The sequence below is a fragment of the Limnofasciculus baicalensis BBK-W-15 genome (assembly GCF_024178385.1).
GTDB classification, from domain to species: domain Bacteria; phylum Cyanobacteriota; class Cyanobacteriia; order Cyanobacteriales; family Coleofasciculaceae; genus Limnofasciculus; species Limnofasciculus baicalensis.
Genome location: NZ_JAMZMM010000125.1, coordinates 1 through 15720 on the forward strand (window position 1 = coordinate 1; position 15720 = coordinate 15720).

General features: G+C 42.4%; 16 protein-coding genes. 9 read left to right on the plus strand and 7 right to left on the minus strand.

Annotated features, from left to right (window positions below; all coding sequences use genetic code 11):
• Positions 1-59 precede the first annotated feature (59 nt).
• A complete protein-coding gene (gene ftsH3, locus NJ959_RS13855; protein WP_254012354.1) occupies positions 60-1910 on the plus strand; it encodes an ATP-dependent zinc metalloprotease FtsH3 in 1851 nt (616 codons plus the stop codon).
• 80 nt (positions 1911-1990) lie between these two features.
• Here ftsH3 and NJ959_RS13860 read toward each other — a convergent pair whose 3' ends face one another.
• The 3 genes from NJ959_RS13860 to NJ959_RS13870 form a co-directional block, all read right to left on the minus strand.
• Positions 1991-2512, minus strand: a complete 522-nt coding sequence (locus tag NJ959_RS13860; protein WP_309242627.1) for a histidine phosphatase family protein — start codon at positions 2510-2512, stop codon at positions 1991-1993.
• 515 nt (positions 2513-3027) lie between these two features.
• The gene (locus tag NJ959_RS13865) at positions 3028-4134 is read right to left on the minus strand and encodes a coiled-coil domain-containing protein (RefSeq protein WP_254012342.1); all 1107 of its coding nucleotides are present in this window, start codon (positions 4132-4134) and stop codon (positions 3028-3030) included.
• 167 nt (positions 4135-4301) lie between these two features.
• Entirely contained in the window at positions 4302-5288 is a 987-nt protein-coding gene (locus tag NJ959_RS13870) for a coiled-coil domain-containing protein (protein ID WP_254012343.1), read from the minus strand.
• Positions 5289-5753: 465 nt separating this feature from the next.
• On the opposite strand from NJ959_RS13870, the gene NJ959_RS13875 reads away from it, so the two are divergent.
• The 3 genes from NJ959_RS13875 (at position 5754) to NJ959_RS13885 (ending at position 9753) form a co-directional block, all read left to right on the plus strand.
• Positions 5754-7160 (plus strand): amidase, encoded by a 1407-nt coding sequence (locus NJ959_RS13875; RefSeq protein ID WP_254012344.1) that lies wholly within the window; start codon positions 5754-5756, stop codon positions 7158-7160.
• Positions 7161-7371: 211 nt separating this feature from the next.
• Positions 7372-8214 (plus strand): YaaW family protein, encoded by an 843-nt coding sequence (locus NJ959_RS13880; protein WP_254012355.1) that lies wholly within the window; start codon positions 7372-7374, stop codon positions 8212-8214.
• Positions 8215-8337: 123 nt separating this feature from the next.
• Positions 8338-9753 (plus strand): O-antigen ligase family protein, encoded by a 1416-nt coding sequence (locus NJ959_RS13885; RefSeq protein ID WP_254012345.1) that lies wholly within the window; start codon positions 8338-8340, stop codon positions 9751-9753.
• Positions 9754-9981: 228 nt separating this feature from the next.
• Here NJ959_RS13885 and NJ959_RS13890 read toward each other — a convergent pair whose 3' ends face one another.
• The 3 genes from NJ959_RS13890 to NJ959_RS13900 form a co-directional block, all read right to left on the minus strand.
• Positions 9982-10683, minus strand: a complete 702-nt coding sequence (locus tag NJ959_RS13890) for a TIGR04283 family arsenosugar biosynthesis glycosyltransferase (protein WP_254012346.1) — start codon at positions 10681-10683, stop codon at positions 9982-9984.
• Between the two features lie 62 nt (positions 10684-10745).
• Positions 10746-11396: a TIGR04282 family arsenosugar biosynthesis glycosyltransferase gene (locus tag NJ959_RS13895; RefSeq protein ID WP_254012347.1), complete on the minus strand. Its 651-nt coding sequence runs from the start codon at positions 11394-11396 to the stop codon at positions 10746-10748.
• Between the two features lie 296 nt (positions 11397-11692).
• Entirely contained in the window at positions 11693-13027 is a 1335-nt protein-coding gene (locus NJ959_RS13900) for a glutamine synthetase family protein (protein ID WP_254012348.1), read from the minus strand.
• A 287-nt stretch (positions 13028-13314) separates the two neighbouring features.
• On the opposite strand from NJ959_RS13900, the gene NJ959_RS13905 reads away from it, so the two are divergent.
• From NJ959_RS13905 to NJ959_RS13920, 4 genes are read left to right on the plus strand one after another with little or no spacing between them, the layout of a single operon-like run.
• Positions 13315-13794, plus strand: coding sequence for a GNAT family N-acetyltransferase (locus NJ959_RS13905; RefSeq protein ID WP_254012349.1), 480 nt, complete (start codon positions 13315-13317; stop codon positions 13792-13794).
• Between the two features lie 9 nt (positions 13795-13803).
• On the plus strand, positions 13804-14601 hold the full coding sequence (locus NJ959_RS13910; protein WP_254012350.1) for an MOSC domain-containing protein: 798 nt from the start codon (positions 13804-13806) through the stop codon (positions 14599-14601).
• Positions 14602-14622: 21 nt separating this feature from the next.
• Positions 14623-14808: a type II toxin-antitoxin system HicA family toxin gene (locus NJ959_RS13915; protein ID WP_254012351.1), complete on the plus strand. Its 186-nt coding sequence runs from the start codon at positions 14623-14625 to the stop codon at positions 14806-14808.
• Positions 14808-15020 (plus strand): type II toxin-antitoxin system HicB family antitoxin, encoded by a 213-nt coding sequence (locus tag NJ959_RS13920; RefSeq protein ID WP_254012352.1) that lies wholly within the window; start codon positions 14808-14810, stop codon positions 15018-15020. The genes NJ959_RS13915 and NJ959_RS13920 overlap by 1 nt, the downstream gene beginning before the upstream one ends.
• Positions 15021-15187: 167 nt before the next feature.
• On the opposite strand, the gene NJ959_RS13925 is transcribed toward NJ959_RS13920, so the two are convergent.
• Complete coding sequence (locus NJ959_RS13925; protein WP_254012353.1) at positions 15188-15454, minus strand: hypothetical protein; 267 nt, start codon at positions 15452-15454, stop codon at positions 15188-15190.
• A 62-nt stretch (positions 15455-15516) separates the two neighbouring features.
• Here NJ959_RS13925 and NJ959_RS13930 point away from each other — a divergent pair.
• Positions 15517-15720: hypothetical protein (locus tag NJ959_RS13930; RefSeq protein WP_444881955.1), on the plus strand; the 204-nt coding region annotated here is incomplete at its 3' end.

Sequence of the window (15720 nt, forward strand, 5' to 3'; positions counted from 1 at the left end):
TAACATTAGTTAATATAAGCAAACCCATCCCACCCTCTCACGTCCTAACCGAGGAGCAGATCGTAGTGAATAATAATAAAAAATGGAGAAACGCTGGGCTGTATGCACTGCTAGCCATAGTAGTAGTCGCCTTAGCAACAGCCTTTTTAGAGAAACCGTCGCCCACCCTCCAAACCTGGAAGTATAGCCAGTTTATGGATAAAGTTACAACTGGTAAGGTGGAGACAGTCAAACTCAGAGCAGATCTTACCCAAGCACGGGTGCTGGATAAAGACGGAACCCAATTTATTGTCAATTTACCTAGCGATCCTCAGCTAGTTAGCATCCTAAACCAAAATAAAGTAGACATTCAGATCGATCGCCCAGCGGATGAAGGGATTTGGTTTAAAGCCTTAAGCAGTCTATTTTTCCCAGTACTACTTTTAGTGGGATTGTTTTTCTTGCTGCGCCGTGCCCAAAATGGACCAGGTTCCCAGGCGATGAACTTTGGTAAATCTAAAGCCAGAGTCCAAATGGAACCCCAAACTCAGGTTACTTTTGGCGATGTCGCAGGGATTGACCAAGCAAAACTAGAGTTAAACGAAGTAGTAGACTTCCTAAAAAACGCCGATCGCTTTACGGCAATTGGTGCGAAAATTCCTAAAGGTGTCCTGCTAGTCGGACCTCCAGGAACAGGTAAAACTCTTCTTGCTCGTGCAGTTGCTGGTGAAGCAGGTGTTCCTTTTTTCTCAATTTCTGGTTCGGAATTTGTTGAGATGTTCGTAGGTGTTGGTGCATCTCGCGTCCGCGATTTATTCGAGCAAGCTAAGACAAATGCTCCCTGTATTGTATTTATAGATGAAATCGATGCAGTAGGTCGTCAGCGCGGTGCTGGTTTAGGTGGCGGTAATGATGAAAGAGAGCAAACTCTGAATCAATTACTAACAGAAATGGATGGTTTTGAGGGCAATACTGGCATTATTATTATTGCCGCCACAAACCGCCCTGATGTTCTCGATTCCGCATTACTCCGTCCGGGGCGTTTCGATCGTCAGGTAGTAGTGGATCGTCCAGACTACGCTGGGCGTTTGGAAATTCTCAATGTTCACGCCCGTGGGAAGACGCTATCGAAGGATGTGGATTTAGAAAAAATCGCCCGTCGTACTCCTGGGTTTACAGGTGCTGATTTATCTAATCTACTTAACGAAGCCGCAATTTTAGCAGCACGGCGCAACCTCACCGAAATATCTATGGATGAGGTAAATGATGCCATCGATCGCGTATTAGCAGGACCAGAAAAGAAAGACAGAGTAATGAGCGAAAAGCGCAAAACTTTAGTAGCTTATCACGAAGCAGGTCACGCTTTAGTTGGTGCTTTAATGCCAGATTATGACCCCGTACAAAAAATTAGCATTATTCCTCGCGGTCGTGCTGGCGGTTTAACCTGGTTTACTCCTAGCGAAGAACGGATGGATTCGGGTTTATATTCCCGCTCTTATCTACAAAATCAAATGGCAGTAGCATTAGGTGGCCGAATTGCTGAAGAAATTATCTTCGGTGAAGAGGAAGTTACCACAGGTGCTTCTAACGATTTGCAACAAGTTGCTCGTGTAGCTCGACAAATGGTCACCCGTTATGGTATGAGCGATCGTTTAGGTCCTGTGGCATTGGGCCGACAGAATGGTAATATGTTCTTAGGTCGCGAAATTGCCTCAGACCGAGATTTCTCTAATGCTACAGCAGCCGCAATTGATGAAGAAGTCCATCAGTTTGTGGATCAAGCTTACAAGCGGGCAAAAGAAGTATTGCTTAACAACAAATACATCCTTGACAAATTAGCCGCTATCCTCATTGAAAAGGAAACCGTCGATGCAGAAGAGCTGCAAGAATTATTAGCAAATAATGATGTGAAGATGGCTGCGATCGCGTAGCGCGTGCAGGAAGCAGATCGCGTAGAATATCGATTTAGACTCAAAAACCCGGTTTCTTCAAGAAACCGGGTTTTTAGCTATCAGGGAATCCGCGATCGCACTAAAATTGAATAGAGAGCTAGAGGCTCCAATACATATTGGTGGCACACTACTAGAACTGTTTCTCCTCGTTTCAAGTGCGGTACAACTTTATCTTCGTAGAAACGGGCAGCGCGAGCGTAAACTTGGGCAATCTTTTCGCCAGCCGGGGGTGCTTCATTGTGTGAGTGCAACATTTCCTCGAAGCCTTCGTAGCCCAGGGCTAGACGCAGGAGATTGAGGTTACGGCCTGCAAAAATGCCAAAGGATTTTTCGCTAATTCGATGGTCTATTTGAACAGGAATATCGGGCGACTTTAGTGCCTGACTTTCAGCAAGGGCGATTTCACAGGTTTGTCTGGCACGTCTCATGTGGGAGACATATACTGCGTCGAATTTTGTACCTTTTTTCTTTAGGTCAACACCTGCACGGCTGGCTTGCAATCTGCCAAATGATGTGAGGTCAACATCCAAAACTCCGGCAAAAATGTTCCGTTCGTTACTGGTACTTTCTCCATGGCGAATGAAGTAGACACGTCATAGCTTTTCGCCATTTAATTCTGTTTGTAAATTTGGAGAAGCTCTTGTGTCTCCATCCTGGAATTTATCTGGAACTTCGATCCCACCATTTTCGGTATTTGGGACCTGGTTATCTAAGTTTTTAGTTGCCTACTCCTTAAACATGATTTAGATCTTTTTCTAACTTTGAAGTTTTAGACTTTCAAGTCAGACTAGTTAATCAAAAACAATTATATACTACGAAAGTATAGTCAAAGATAGTACTGGGTTATAGAGGATATAAATTTTGCCCCAGAGCCGTTGGGGAAAAAGGTCAAGCCTACAATATCGTTACAATTAATCGGAAGTTACCACCTGCTGGGGGACTTCCGTCGGCAGAAACTTTCACCCCCACTGAATTATAGTCAATTTTGAGGAAGCTGATCTTTTTTTAGAGAGGGTGCGTTAGCTACGCATAACGCACCCTACATTTCTCTAAAACCCGGTTTCTCTAAGAAACCAGGTTTTTAGCGCCAATACAATTACTTCGCCTTCATTTGCCCTTTGGCTTGCTCCAAAGTAATTTCTTTAAGTGCCTGATAAGAATTAGCATTAGATGCTCCTTCTATCGCTTTCACAGCCAAATCTTGAACTTGTTTCAGCGCACCATCCAATTGTTTCGAGAGGCTTTGAATTCGAGCTTCCTGATTTTGAATATTTTGTTCCAAAGATTGAATTTGCTGTTCGTAGAAGCGTTTTTGTCCTTCAATTTCTAGCTTCTGCATATCAGCCTTGACTTTGACTTGAGAATAGGCAATATGTTTACCTATTTCTTCAGCCTTCTTAACTTCTGTTTCTTTCTTCTTCTCAAAGGCTTCCACTTCAGCTTTCAATTCCTCGAATTTCTTTTCCCGTTCCGCGATTCCTTTTTCTCGTTCACTCCATTGTTTCTCTTGTTGTTGATAAGTTTCTTCTAATTCCTTGTCCAAATTATTTTTGTTTTGTTCGTAAGTATCTCCATCTAAATTGCGACGTAATTCTAGATCGTACTGATACTCCTCCATATCTCGCTTAGTTGTTTTATTGTATTCATCATTCCTTTCTCTCAAAGTTCGTTGATATTCCTCCTGATCTTTTGACCAAGCTTTCCGCAAATCCTGAATTTCTTGTCCCAAAGCTTCTCTTCGTTGGCTACTTTCTTCCTCAAATGCTTTGGAATTATCTTCATAAGATTGAATTAAGTTATCCAGGGTATCATCATCAACTTCAGCTAAGTTGTGTAATGCTTCTAGTTGTTCTATTTCTTCACCAACACCTTCTCGTAATTCTTGTAATTTGGCTGCTTCTAAGGTGAGTTTTTCAGATAAGTCGCTGATGGCACTACCAAATCTTAATTGGAGATTGACTAGGCTATTAATAGTGTCGATCATTGTGTCTTGAGCAACTGGTGTTGAGTTCATTGTTTTTACTGGTTGTTGATGATTATTTTCCACGACTACAGAAGAGATAGGAGCGATAACAGGAGCAGCTTTGGCTTCTTTCTGAATTTGTTTGAGTTGAGATTCTAAGGTTTTTCGTTCTTTGCTTACTTCTTCATAAGCTTCGAGAATCTCGGCTTTGGTGTTTTTTGCAGTGGGTTTTTTGGTCATGGTTTTGTCTCTTATTGTGAGGTTGAGGAAGTTTTTTTTAACACAGAGGTACACAGAGGTTTGCACAGAGGTACGCAGAGGTTTTGCTGTGGGTTATAGGTTGTGGAATCTGCTACCTCAAGTTAAATGTTAAAACTGGCAACTGGTAACCAACAACCTACAATAAATTATTTGTTTTTGTCTGAGGAGGAACTATCAAAGGCTCTCATAGCTAGGGATTGAGATTGTTTGAGGGTTTCTTGGAGTTGGGCGTAAAGTTGTCCTATTTGTTCGGATTGTTTGTTAATGTTGGCTTCTAGGGATTGAATCTTGAATTCATAGCTCTGTTTGGTGGATTCCCATTCTTTTTCTAACAAGTCTGCTTTAATTTTACCATCATGGGTAACATCCTTAATTGCTTCTTCTTTGGCTTTCTTGATTGCTTCTTCTAATTCGGTGGGGAAGCTTTCTACTTTTTGTTGGTATTCTTCAAATAATGGTTGATTGTCTTGGAGTGTTTTTTCTCTTTCAGCCCATTGTTTGTCTTTTTCTTGATTCTTTTCTCGCAATTCTCGTTCTTGGTTCCGCTGGAGTTGTTCGTACTCGTCTGTTTCAATTTTTCGCTGTCTTTCTAGTTCGTATTGGAAGTCGGCTTCTTGTCGTTCTCGTTCTTTGATTAGTAGTTCGTTTCGCTCTTGAGAGTTTATCTCGAATTCTGTCTGTTCTTTTGTCCATATTTTACGCTTTTCTGTTTGATCTTTTTCAATCGATTCTCGTTGTTCTGTTGTTTTTTGTTCTAGATCTTTTAGCCGTTCTTGGTGTTCTTGAGTGCGAATATGGAGAGCGTCTGCAACTACTCGAATTTGCTGGAGTTTCTGTAGTTGCTCGGTTTCAACTGCGATCGCAATTTTTAGTTCGTCTAGTTTGTCAGTTTCTTGGGTTAATTTTTCTGACAATCCATTGACAATGTTACCAAAGTCTAGTTGTAAATCGGCTAATCCTTTGACTATGCTATCGACGGTATATGTGGAGGCAACTTCGAGAATTTGTTTGTTCTTGGCTTTTTCGGCTTCTTCTTCTTTGGTGGCTATTTTTGAGTCTATTTTTTTGCGATCGCCAATTATTTGCTCGAAGGCTTTGAATATTTGTTCTTTGCTGTCTTTTGTGGCAACCATGATTTTTCTCCTTGTTAATCCTGAAATGGCTGGAGTCGGAGTAGAAGGCTAGCGCTAGAGTACATATGTACCGTTCTTCTGAACTAGAAGTCTAGCGCTAGTGCAGGTGGGCAGAAATAACCCATCAGTTGTAAGCAGGGGAGCAGGGGGCAGGGGAGAGAAAATCACTATCAAGCCTCTGAAACTGGTGAGAAACTTCTGCCGCGCTGCACTAGAGTACATCTGTACGGTTCTCCTGAACTAGAAGTCTAGCGCTAGAGTACATATGTACTATAAATAGAATAGTCCAATCAACAGGCAATCGTCAAGGGGGTAGCGGAAAATTCTGCCACTGGGCTTGGGGGAGTAGATTGGAGTAGACTAAAAACTTGACTTAAACAGGCGAGACGCCTGTTCTACGGAGATGGAAAAGACGTTATATCAAGGTTATTCCCTATTCTCTCTAGCCCCTAGCCCCATTCCCATATGAACAAAGTTGATTTAGCCTTTACACCAGCACTCCAACAGGCGCGGCTGATTCAGAGTAAAGAGGTTTCGCCTCTGGAGTTAGTACAGCTATACCTGGAAAGGATTCAAAGATTGGATTCTCAGTTGGGCAGTTACGTGACTGTAGCTGCTGATATGGCTTTGGCCCAGGCGAAAGCGAAAACGGAAGAGCTGATTAATGGCGATATGTCCCAACTCCCTCCCTTTTTTGGTGTTCCCATCGCTATAAAAGATCTCAACGCGGTGAAGGGATTACCCTGTGCTTACGGTACGCCTGTCTTGAAGGATAAAATTGCCCCTTACGATGAGGGGATAGTAGCGAGGATTAAGCAGGCGGGATTCATTATTCTGGGGAAAACTGCGACATCGGAATTGGGATCTTTGCCTTATACTGAACCACCAGGATTTCCTCCTACTCGCAATCCTTGGAATTTGGACTATACGCCCGCAGGTTCGAGTGGTGGAGCAGCGGCAGCGGTAGCGGCGGGGTTATCTGCGATCGCACAAGCTTCTGATGGCGGAGGTTCAGTGCGGGGACCTGCTTTTTGCTGTGGGTTGGTGGGATTAAAGCCTTCACGAGGTAGGGTTTCTTATGCGCCTGTGGGAGATCATCAAAGTGGAATTGCTACTAATGGTGTTTTATCTCGCACTGTGGCTGATGCGGCGGCTTTATTAGATGTGATGTCTGGTTATATTCCTGGAGATCCTTATTGGTTACCTAATCCAGAGATACCTTTTCTGGCTGCATCTGGTCAAATACCACCTCAATTAAGGATTGCTTTTTCTAGTGCGGTTCAACCGATTGGGGAAGCGGCTGAAGTTTGTCGGAATGCGGTGGAAGAGACAGGAAAGTTACTGGCCCGAATGGGTCATATTGTGGAGGAAGGTTGTCCAGATTTTAGTGGATTAATTGAACCGTTTAAGAAGGTTTGGCAAGCAGGAATTACGGCGGCGGGGATTCCTTTATCGCTTTTGAGTCCAATGAATCGCTGGATTGGGGAACAATCTGGTTCAGCGGGAGAATATTTACAGGCAGTAGCCCAAATGCAAATAGTATCGCGGCAAATTGTTGCTTTTTTTAGTGATTTTGATGTTTTGGTACTGCCAACTTATATGCACCCGACAATTAGAATTGGGGAATGGGCAGATTTATCACCGGAAGAGACATTAAAGAATATTATTAGTTGGATTGCACCTTGTCCGCCTTTTAATGCTAGTGGATTACCTGCGATCGCACTTCCGACAGGATTCGATGGGAATGGTTTACCTGTGGGGATTCAACTGATTGGGAAACCCGCAGCCGAAGCAACTTTAATTTCTTTAGCCGCACAGTTGGAAATAGCCAAACCTTGGATTCATCAACGTCCCCCTTTGTTTGGGGAATAGGGAGCAACAAACTGAGGGCGAATGGAATTCGCATCTACACAAACCAAGTCCGCCTTCGCGGACTAATAATCAAGGGTTGTGTCTGTGTAGACGCGGTTTCAACCGTCATTTGGGCGATCCCCATTCCCTACTCCCCAGTACCCACTCCCCAGTACCCAAATTCTGTACAATAGTGAACGACAGTGGAGGAGCGGTTGTGGAGGATAAACCATTGGATGAACTGAGAAGTGCCTTGGAGTTAGCGACGGAAGAAGAATTACAACAGTTAACGGATATTCTATTCCGCCGTAGGTTTAATCCCCTGGATTACCTCCAAACACCCGATCTAATTGAAATTCAAAGTCAAGATCGCCAAACGTGGTTAGATGCAATTGAGCATCGATTTCGGTTTTTAGCGGCTGATGGGATGACGGTATTGCGAGGGCGCACTCAGAATTTCACCTATCGCCAAGCCCTAATTCAGGTTTGTCATTATCTGAAAATACCTTACTCAACCACACTCTCAACTACTGATATAGAGGCAGAGATATTTCTCAATTTAATGGGTAAAGCCTGGAAGCGCTTACCTGCTGCTGAACAGAAGTCTATTATTGTACAGCTTCGCGACTCGCTCTGTGAGTCAAATCTGCCTGAACCCCTACCCGCCCATCTTCAGCACAATCCCATGAGTTTGATTGTCAAAGGTGGCTCGGCTTTAGCCGTAAGTTCTCTATTGAAACCAATTCTCCTAAAACAGATTTCCCGTCAGTTTGCCCTACATTTTGCTCGCTATCAAGTTGCCAAAGAAACTATTATAACTGGAGGTGCTGCTGCTGCGACTAAGTTGGAAGGTTACCTGGCACTGCAAACTGCACGACATGGTATGGCAGCAAATGTCGCCCGTTATGGCGTGACTCGCACGGTATTTGCTGCCCTCGGTCCATTATTATGGGGCTATTTCTTTGCCGATTTGGGTTGGCGCACTATTTCTACTAATTATGGTCGCATTATCCCTACTATTTTTGCTCTCGCCCAAATTAGACTAATTCGCTCCGAGTGTTGGGAATCTGCTTAAATGGGGAATGGAACAGCGGATGCCGTATGGGGCGGTGGGGGATGGGAGGAGTGAGTGGGGAAAGATGAAATAAAATAACAAACAACAAACAACCAATAACCAACAACCAATAACTAATTATTTGTGAAATGGTATCAGAAACTTTTCCATAAACATCCCGATCCTAAATTGCAAATTTATTGGAATTTTGCTCAGTTGGGAGTGCTGATTTTTCCTTTAATTCCAAGTTTGGGAGGAGTGGGGTTATTTCTGGCATTGGCAGGAGTTTGGCAGCAGAAGTATCGCCAGATTATTAGATATCCTATCAACAAAGGATTTGCTATTTGGAGTATCTGGTTAATTATTATTTCTGGTTTCGCTTATAAGCCCGGGGAAGCATTCCTTGGTTTGGCGAATTTTTTGCCATTTTTGATATTTTTTGCTGCTTTTTCTGTTTTAATCCAAACTACTCAACAATTGCGACGTTTATCTTGGCTTTTAGTTATTCCTTCTTTACCAGTAGTTATTCTGGGATTAGGACAGATTTTTTGGGGATGGAGTACGCCAACTCAATTATTAGGTATTCTGGGTTGGGTATTAGAATCACAAGGAAATCCTCCTGGTCGGATGGCTTCTGTTTTTATTTACGCTAATATCTTGGCTGGTTATCTGGTAATTGTTTTTACTTTAGGATTGGGTTTGTGGATTGAGGCAATTTCAGAATTTACTGCTAAATCGGGAAATAACCTAATTATAGCTGTCGTCACTATCTTGAAGACAAGGGGCTTGAGCCAATTGTTGAAATTTTGGACGAATAAACAAAAAACAATCGCTTCATCATCTCATCCCCTTAGCTCATTATCTGCTGGGAAAATAGGATTCTTGACAGTAACAGTTATCGCATCGGCGATCGCACTTATTTTAACTAATTCCCGTAATGCTTGGGGCATCATTATTTTTGCCTGTTTAGCTTTTGCCCTTTACCAAGGGTGGCATTGGTTGGTAGCAGGTGTTGTCGCCATTGCAACTGCGGTATTGGGCGCGGCATTTAGCCCATCTCCTCTGCGAGAATGGCTCAGAATAATTGTTCCTGCTTATTTTTGGGCAAGATTTACAGATCAATTATATCCCGATCGCCCCGTGGCGCTAATGCGGGTGACTCAGTGGCATTTTGCCTTGTCTATGACTGAGCAACGCCCATGGATAGGTTGGGGTTTGCGAAATTTTACACCACTTTATGAACAGCAGATGAATCTATGGCTAGGTCATCCTCATAATTTACTATTAATGTTAACGGCGGAAACGGGTATCCCGGCAACAATATTGTTATTTAGTTTAGTGGGATGGATTCTAGCGCAGGGGGTGATGCTGGTTGTGAAAGGGTTGTCGCAAAATTGCGATGGCTTTATTCTTTTTACTTATCTCCTTACTTTCGGTTGCTGTATTTTGTTTAATTCGGTTGATGTTAGTTTATTCGATTTGCGTGTTAATACTTTAGGTTGGTTTATTTTATCGGCAATTTGCGGGATAGTTTATCGGGAGGGAATGGCGCATAAATAAACTTGCTACCCTTTCCCTAAAAAAATACTTAACAAAAATTAACAAAAGAAAGTAATCAACAAAAGTTAACAAATTAGAAAACGGCTGAAAGTGCCTTAACTTCGTCGATCTTTATTAAGATTAATTCTCAATACTTGACGAGATTGCGTCGTTTCAGCTACTATTGTCCAATAATCCAAAGGGGGGCTAATAACCTTTGTTAGGTTTTGCATGGTATTCTGAGTCAATTCAGTATTTCTTAAGTTTAATTGTTTGTCTATACCATCCCACTAATTCCTCTGGTGGGATTCCGAGAAAATAGCCAGCAACAATAAGTTGGTTAATTAGGGTAGTTTTCACCACTCCCAATTTTTCCCATCGTCTTCCTGATGTAATTACAAGTGCAGGAATAATAGCAATTTTTCCCTCTTTTCTCAAACATCGGATTAATTCAAAATCTTCCATAATTGGTAAGTTGGGAAACCCACCAATATCCTGGAAAATAGAGGTTTTGAGAAAGATAGCTTGATCTCCGTAAGGCATAGATAAAAAATGCGATCGCATTTTTACCATCCTCTCAATCAATCGCACTCCCCGCCTTTGGGAATCAATCCGTAATTCAAAAGCACCTGCAATAATTCTAGTATCTTGTAAAGTCTCTCGAATTAGAGTATCGAAATGATTGGGTAAAATAGTATCCCCATGGAGAAATAGTAAAATATCACCCGTTGCTATAGCCGCACCACCATTCATTTGACTAGCACGACCTGGTGTGGTAGAAATAACTTTAACACTAAAAGATTTGGCAATATTCACCGTTTCATCTTGACTACCCCCATCTACCACAATAATTTCTACATCAGAAGCATCTCCAAGTCGTTTGATGACTGTACTAATTGCGATGGCTTCATTTAAAACTGGAATAATAATCGAAATTTTTGCCATTTTCATTTGTCTCTAAATAGGTATATGCCCATAAAAGAATATTATACCGAATCCAGAAATCAGGTTTCTTAGGCACTGTGAGTTTTAGATTTAATTCTGTCTAGTTGCTTAGGCTTGTAAAGCCCATCGTCTAAATCCTCTGGGCGATCGATATCATTGAGGATGGGAAGATATGCGATCGCTAAATTTAGTGTTTGGGCAATTTCTATCGTTTGTTGTCGCACTTGAGAGGTTCCCCAATCAATTCCCACAAACAATTCTGGAATTAACCGACGCAAACCAATCAGATAATACCCTCCATCCGCCGCTGGTCCCAAAACTAAATCGTTATGTGATAATAATTGAAATGCCTCATCCATTAATTTAGCATTTAGATCGAGACAATCAGTACCAATAATAATCGCCCCACTCATCCCAGCCGCAAAAGATATATCAAACGCTGACATCATCCGCCTACCTAAATCACCCTCCCCCTGTTGGCGATAGATGATATCACCACCTAACCAGGTTTCCATTAGTTGTACATTACCACCTGCAAAATGGACTTCTATCGATAAAGGATGGGTAGCTACAAGAGATTTTACCTCTGTTATTGTATATTCTGTCATCTGCCTTTGGAAGTTGGCTGCACCTTCTGCACCAAGGATGGGAATCAGGCGCGTCTTAGTTTTTCCTGGTTGTGGATAGCGAGTGAAAATAATTAGACGTTCCGATATCACAATTTAGTAGGTATTAGGTTTGAGGATATTAAAATAAGTACTTATTTTAACTGATATCTTAGATCATTCGCAAAAACCAGACAGAGAATTAATTCTCTGTCTTATAGATTAAGCACGCCTTTCAACAAGGCGGTTAAAACCGCATCTACACAGACAAAACCCGCCGTCGCGGGTTGTAACATCTTTAGTCCGCGCAGGCGGACTTGGTTTGTGTAGCCGCGATTTCCAATCGCATTGGCTATATGGCGACTGGTGCAAGTTATCAGAGGAAGGAAAGCTAAATAGTGAGAACAATATCAATACTGTTCTAACAAAAGTTTCACTTCCGCTTCTAGATCAAAATCTTTCATCGCCTCCCACTCCGCTTTGCGAACGGCAAGATAAACTTGAGCTAGATCGGAACCCATGGCATCAAGAAGAAGTGAGTCGCGACTTAGATGTTCAATGGATTCTCCTAAAGTTTTAGGTAATCTTTCAATACCCTGAGCCAGACGTTCATTTTCTGTCAGAGTGCCGGGATCTACTGTTACTGGGGATTCTAACTCAAAACAGTGCCGGACTCCATCCATTCCCGCTGCAATAACTGCACCCAATGCCAGATAAGGATTGGCAGTAGCATCGACAGTTTTAAGTTCAAAATTAGTAGGGCTAGGGGATTGGGGGTGAGAGGGTACTCGCACTGCTGCTTCTCGATTATCGATGCCCCAACAGCGGAATGCACCACTCCAACAGTGGGGACGAATCCTCCGGTAAGAGTTGGTAGTGGGTACTGTTATTGCCATTAGGGCTGGCAGATGGTGGAGAATTCCGGCAATAAAGCGACGCGCTACTTCTGAGAGAGTACCGTCTCCATCTAGATTGGGGATGAGGTTTTCTCCGTCATGCCAGAGACTCAGATGAAGATGACAACCGCTACCTGCTTTATCGGCAAAGATTTTTGGCATGAATGAGGCAATTAGATTATGCTGGAATGCGATCGCGCGGATTGTTTCCCGAAAGGTAATCTGTTGATCGGCTGCTCCTAATGCGTCAGTATATAGGATCGAGATTTCTTGCTGACCTGGACCTGATTCTGAGTAATATTGCTCTACTGGCATTCCTTGCTGAATCAGGGCTTCTACCATCTCATCAATTACTCGATGATTGATATCAATCCCCATGGATGAAGCAAAACCTGTTTGATCAACAGGAATAATCCCTTCTGGTGTCTTCCGCAACAGGTAAAACTCATTCTCAAAAGCCGCAATGATATCTAACCCCTCACTCTTGGCATCTGCTATCATCCGTTTCAAAAAGTGACGAGGACAAAAACTCCAAGGGATACCATTTAATACCATATCACCCATAACACGACCATGACCTTTGGCGTATGGTAAGGGAGTGAAGGTATTCCAGTCGGGAATTAAGCGGATTTCTCCCACTGGTCCCAAACCACTACCTGGGGCTGGTGCATCATATATGACGGGAATCGCTGGTTGTGCGGCGGAGATACCAACACCATGTTTAAAGTATTCTGACAAACAGCCTCGGTGGACTGCTTTACCTCGTATGATATTGCCATTGTCACACCAGAGGATGCGCACGAAGCGAATCCCCAGGTTGTCAAGGTTTTCTATAAGTTTTTTGTCCATTCATTTATTACTTGTCAATCTTCTGTTGTTACCTTTGAAGGACTTACGCACTAATCCCCAATATATCCGGTTTTTCTCGATAGCTCTCTAGTTAAAATAACGCAATTACCTTCAAAAACTGGTTGGGTGCGTAATTCCTATTTGTAGATTGTGCCTACATAGTAAAAGGATCTGCTACGATCTAACTATTGTAAACCAGTGGGCACAACTAAACCTCACCTCCATAGACCGGGTTTCTCACCTCCACTTAACGATACTATGTAGATATTCAGTCGATCGAGTAAACTATGTTGAGGGAAACAATTATTAATATCAGACCAGCAAATATAACTGAAGACACTCTAATTGCACGACACTTTTACCAAATGTGGCGGGATAATAATCGTCCTCCTGACTCAATTCAATCTAACTGGCTGGAAATCACCTTAAAGTTTATATACCAAGCTAGACAAGATTTATACTATCAGGCATTTATCGCCGAAGCAGATAGCCAAATTGTGGGTTCTGTCAGTTGTCAACTTTTTGCTGGTCTCTACCCAGATATTATAGTAGAATCATACCGAAAATATGGATATATCTGGGGAGTTTATGTTGAACCAGAATATCGGTGTCAGGGAATTGGGAAGAAACTTACCCTAGAAGCGATCGCATATTTAAAACAGCTTGCTTGTACGCGAGTTATTTTAAATGCTTCTCCCTCTGGTCAATCAGTTTACACTAATCTAGGTTTTCAACCCAGTAATGCCATGGAGTTCGATCTGATTTAACTGAATATTATGTCCAATATATTGCCTTATCTAGCAGGTATCTACATCTACCCAATTAAATCATTTGACGCTGTATCTGTCACTGAAGCTAACATCCTCCAAAGTGGAGCGTTAGCAAATGACCGAGAATTTGCTCTATTTGACGGACAAGGTAACTTTGTCAATGGTAAACGCCATACTAAAATTCATCAAATCAGGTCATCCTTCGATTTAAGTAGCCGCAGTTTAGCCTTGTCAATTCAAGGATCTGAACAAAAAAATATCTTTCATATAGATAAGGATAGAATAAAATTAGAATCGTGGCTGAGTAACTACTTCAGTTTCCCTGTTAAAATAGAGCAAAACTCGATTCTGGGTTTTCCCGATGATACCAATGCTCCTGGACCGACAATTATTAGCACAGCTACCCTAGAATTAATTACCTCTTGGTTTCCCGGATTAACCGTAGAAGACATCCGCTGTCGGTTTCGCGCTAATCTAGAAATTGGTGGGGTTCCACCCTTCTGGGAAGATCGATTATTTGGAAAAGAGGGTGAATTAGTTCAATTTACCATTGGAAAAGTAGTATTTGCAGGAGTTAATCCCTGTCAGAGATGTATTGTCCCTACTAGAGATGGAATAACTGGAGAAAGTTATCAGAATTTTCAAAAGATATTTGTAGATAAAAGGAAAGAAACATTACCCGATTGGATAGTGCGATCGCGCTTTAATCATTTTTACAGGTTGAGTGTAAATACGCGAGTAGTTGAGTCGCAAGAGGGGAAGGTTTTACATTTAGGGGAGCGGGGAAATATGATAAAATATTAGAATGATGAATTATGGGGTAGAATGAAAGTTAGAGAAGTCATCAACCTTATTAATAAAGATGGTTGGTATTTAGCTCGAGCGCGAGGTAGCCACCGCCAGTATAAGCATCCTACTAAAACTGGATTAGTTACAATTCCAGGGAAACCCAGTGATGATCTTGCTCCGGGAACATTTGATAGTATTTTGAAGCAAGCAGGCCTTAAATAATGCGATATCTGATAATTATTGAGAAAACAGAAACGGGATACTCAGCCTATTCTCCTGATTTGCCAGGATGTGTTTCTACTGGTTCAACCCATGAAGAAGTAGAGCAAAATATGCGTGAAGCCATCGAGTTTCATCTTGAAGGGTTAAAGCTAGAAGGATGGGAAATTCCGCAGCCATCTACTTCATTTGCATTCGTTGAAATAGCCGCATAACACTAACAGGACTTACACAAAATCTGTCATTAAACTCCATATATAGTAGGGTGCGTTACATAACGCACCCTACAGATAGCCCAACTGCGTAAGTCCTAACTAAGAGAAGTTGTGTCGGTCTAGTGCGTTAGCTTTCGCGTAACGCACCAACCACCAACAAGTCATAATTACTCAATGCCAGCCGAGCGCAATCGCTGTCGGAGGGTTTCTAGCTGAGATTCAGCTTCTTCGGCGCGTTGGCGTTGCTCTTGAGCTAACTCTAATGCCCACAGGAGCAAGTTACCTGCTTCATCCCACCAACGCAACCAGTAACCTGTCCGGCTATCTCGCGTTCCCTGCCAAACCCCCAGAAATAGTCCTAGGGACGCGATCGCAAATCGTCCATTTTGATCGGGAGTTTGCAAGCGGTAGCGACCTGACTCATTGAAGTTCATAACTTACACCAATTGGCAAATTTTTGGGAAAAAGTTCCGATCTCGAGCCGACTGACGAAACCATGAGTCTTAAGTCTTATAATGAGAAAGATTTAGTTCGCAGTAATCATCAAGGACTAGGCAATATGATTTTAACGGGTGGAAGTGGTAACGATACTCTGATAGGTGGCACAGAAAATGATACCTTGTCAGGACTTGCAGGTAATGACGTTCTCAATGGTCGAGATGGAGCAGATACTTATCAGTTCAATCTGGGAGATGGGCAA

Coding starts and splice junctions, on each gene's coding strand:
- NJ959_RS13920 (WP_254012352.1), top strand. CDS start 14,808: ATGCGATATCTGATAATTATTGAGAAAACAGAAACGGGATACTCAGCC.
- NJ959_RS13915 (WP_254012351.1), top strand. CDS start 14,623: ATGAAAGTTAGAGAAGTCATCAACCTTATTAATAAAGATGGTTGGTAT.
- NJ959_RS13865 (WP_254012342.1), bottom strand. CDS start 4,134: ATGACCAAAAAACCCACTGCAAAAAACACCAAAGCCGAGATTCTCGAA.
- NJ959_RS13890 (WP_254012346.1), bottom strand. CDS start 10,683: ATGAAAATGGCAAAAATTTCGATTATTATTCCAGTTTTAAATGAAGCC.
- NJ959_RS13905 (WP_254012349.1), top strand. CDS start 13,315: ATGTTGAGGGAAACAATTATTAATATCAGACCAGCAAATATAACTGAA.
- NJ959_RS13875 (WP_254012344.1), top strand. CDS start 5,754: ATGAACAAAGTTGATTTAGCCTTTACACCAGCACTCCAACAGGCGCGG.
- NJ959_RS13870 (WP_254012343.1), bottom strand. CDS start 5,288: ATGGTTGCCACAAAAGACAGCAAAGAACAAATATTCAAAGCCTTCGAG.
- NJ959_RS13900 (WP_254012348.1), bottom strand. CDS start 13,027: ATGGACAAAAAACTTATAGAAAACCTTGACAACCTGGGGATTCGCTTC.
- NJ959_RS13925 (WP_254012353.1), bottom strand. CDS start 15,454: ATGAACTTCAATGAGTCAGGTCGCTACCGCTTGCAAACTCCCGATCAA.
- NJ959_RS13910 (WP_254012350.1), top strand. CDS start 13,804: ATGTCCAATATATTGCCTTATCTAGCAGGTATCTACATCTACCCAATT.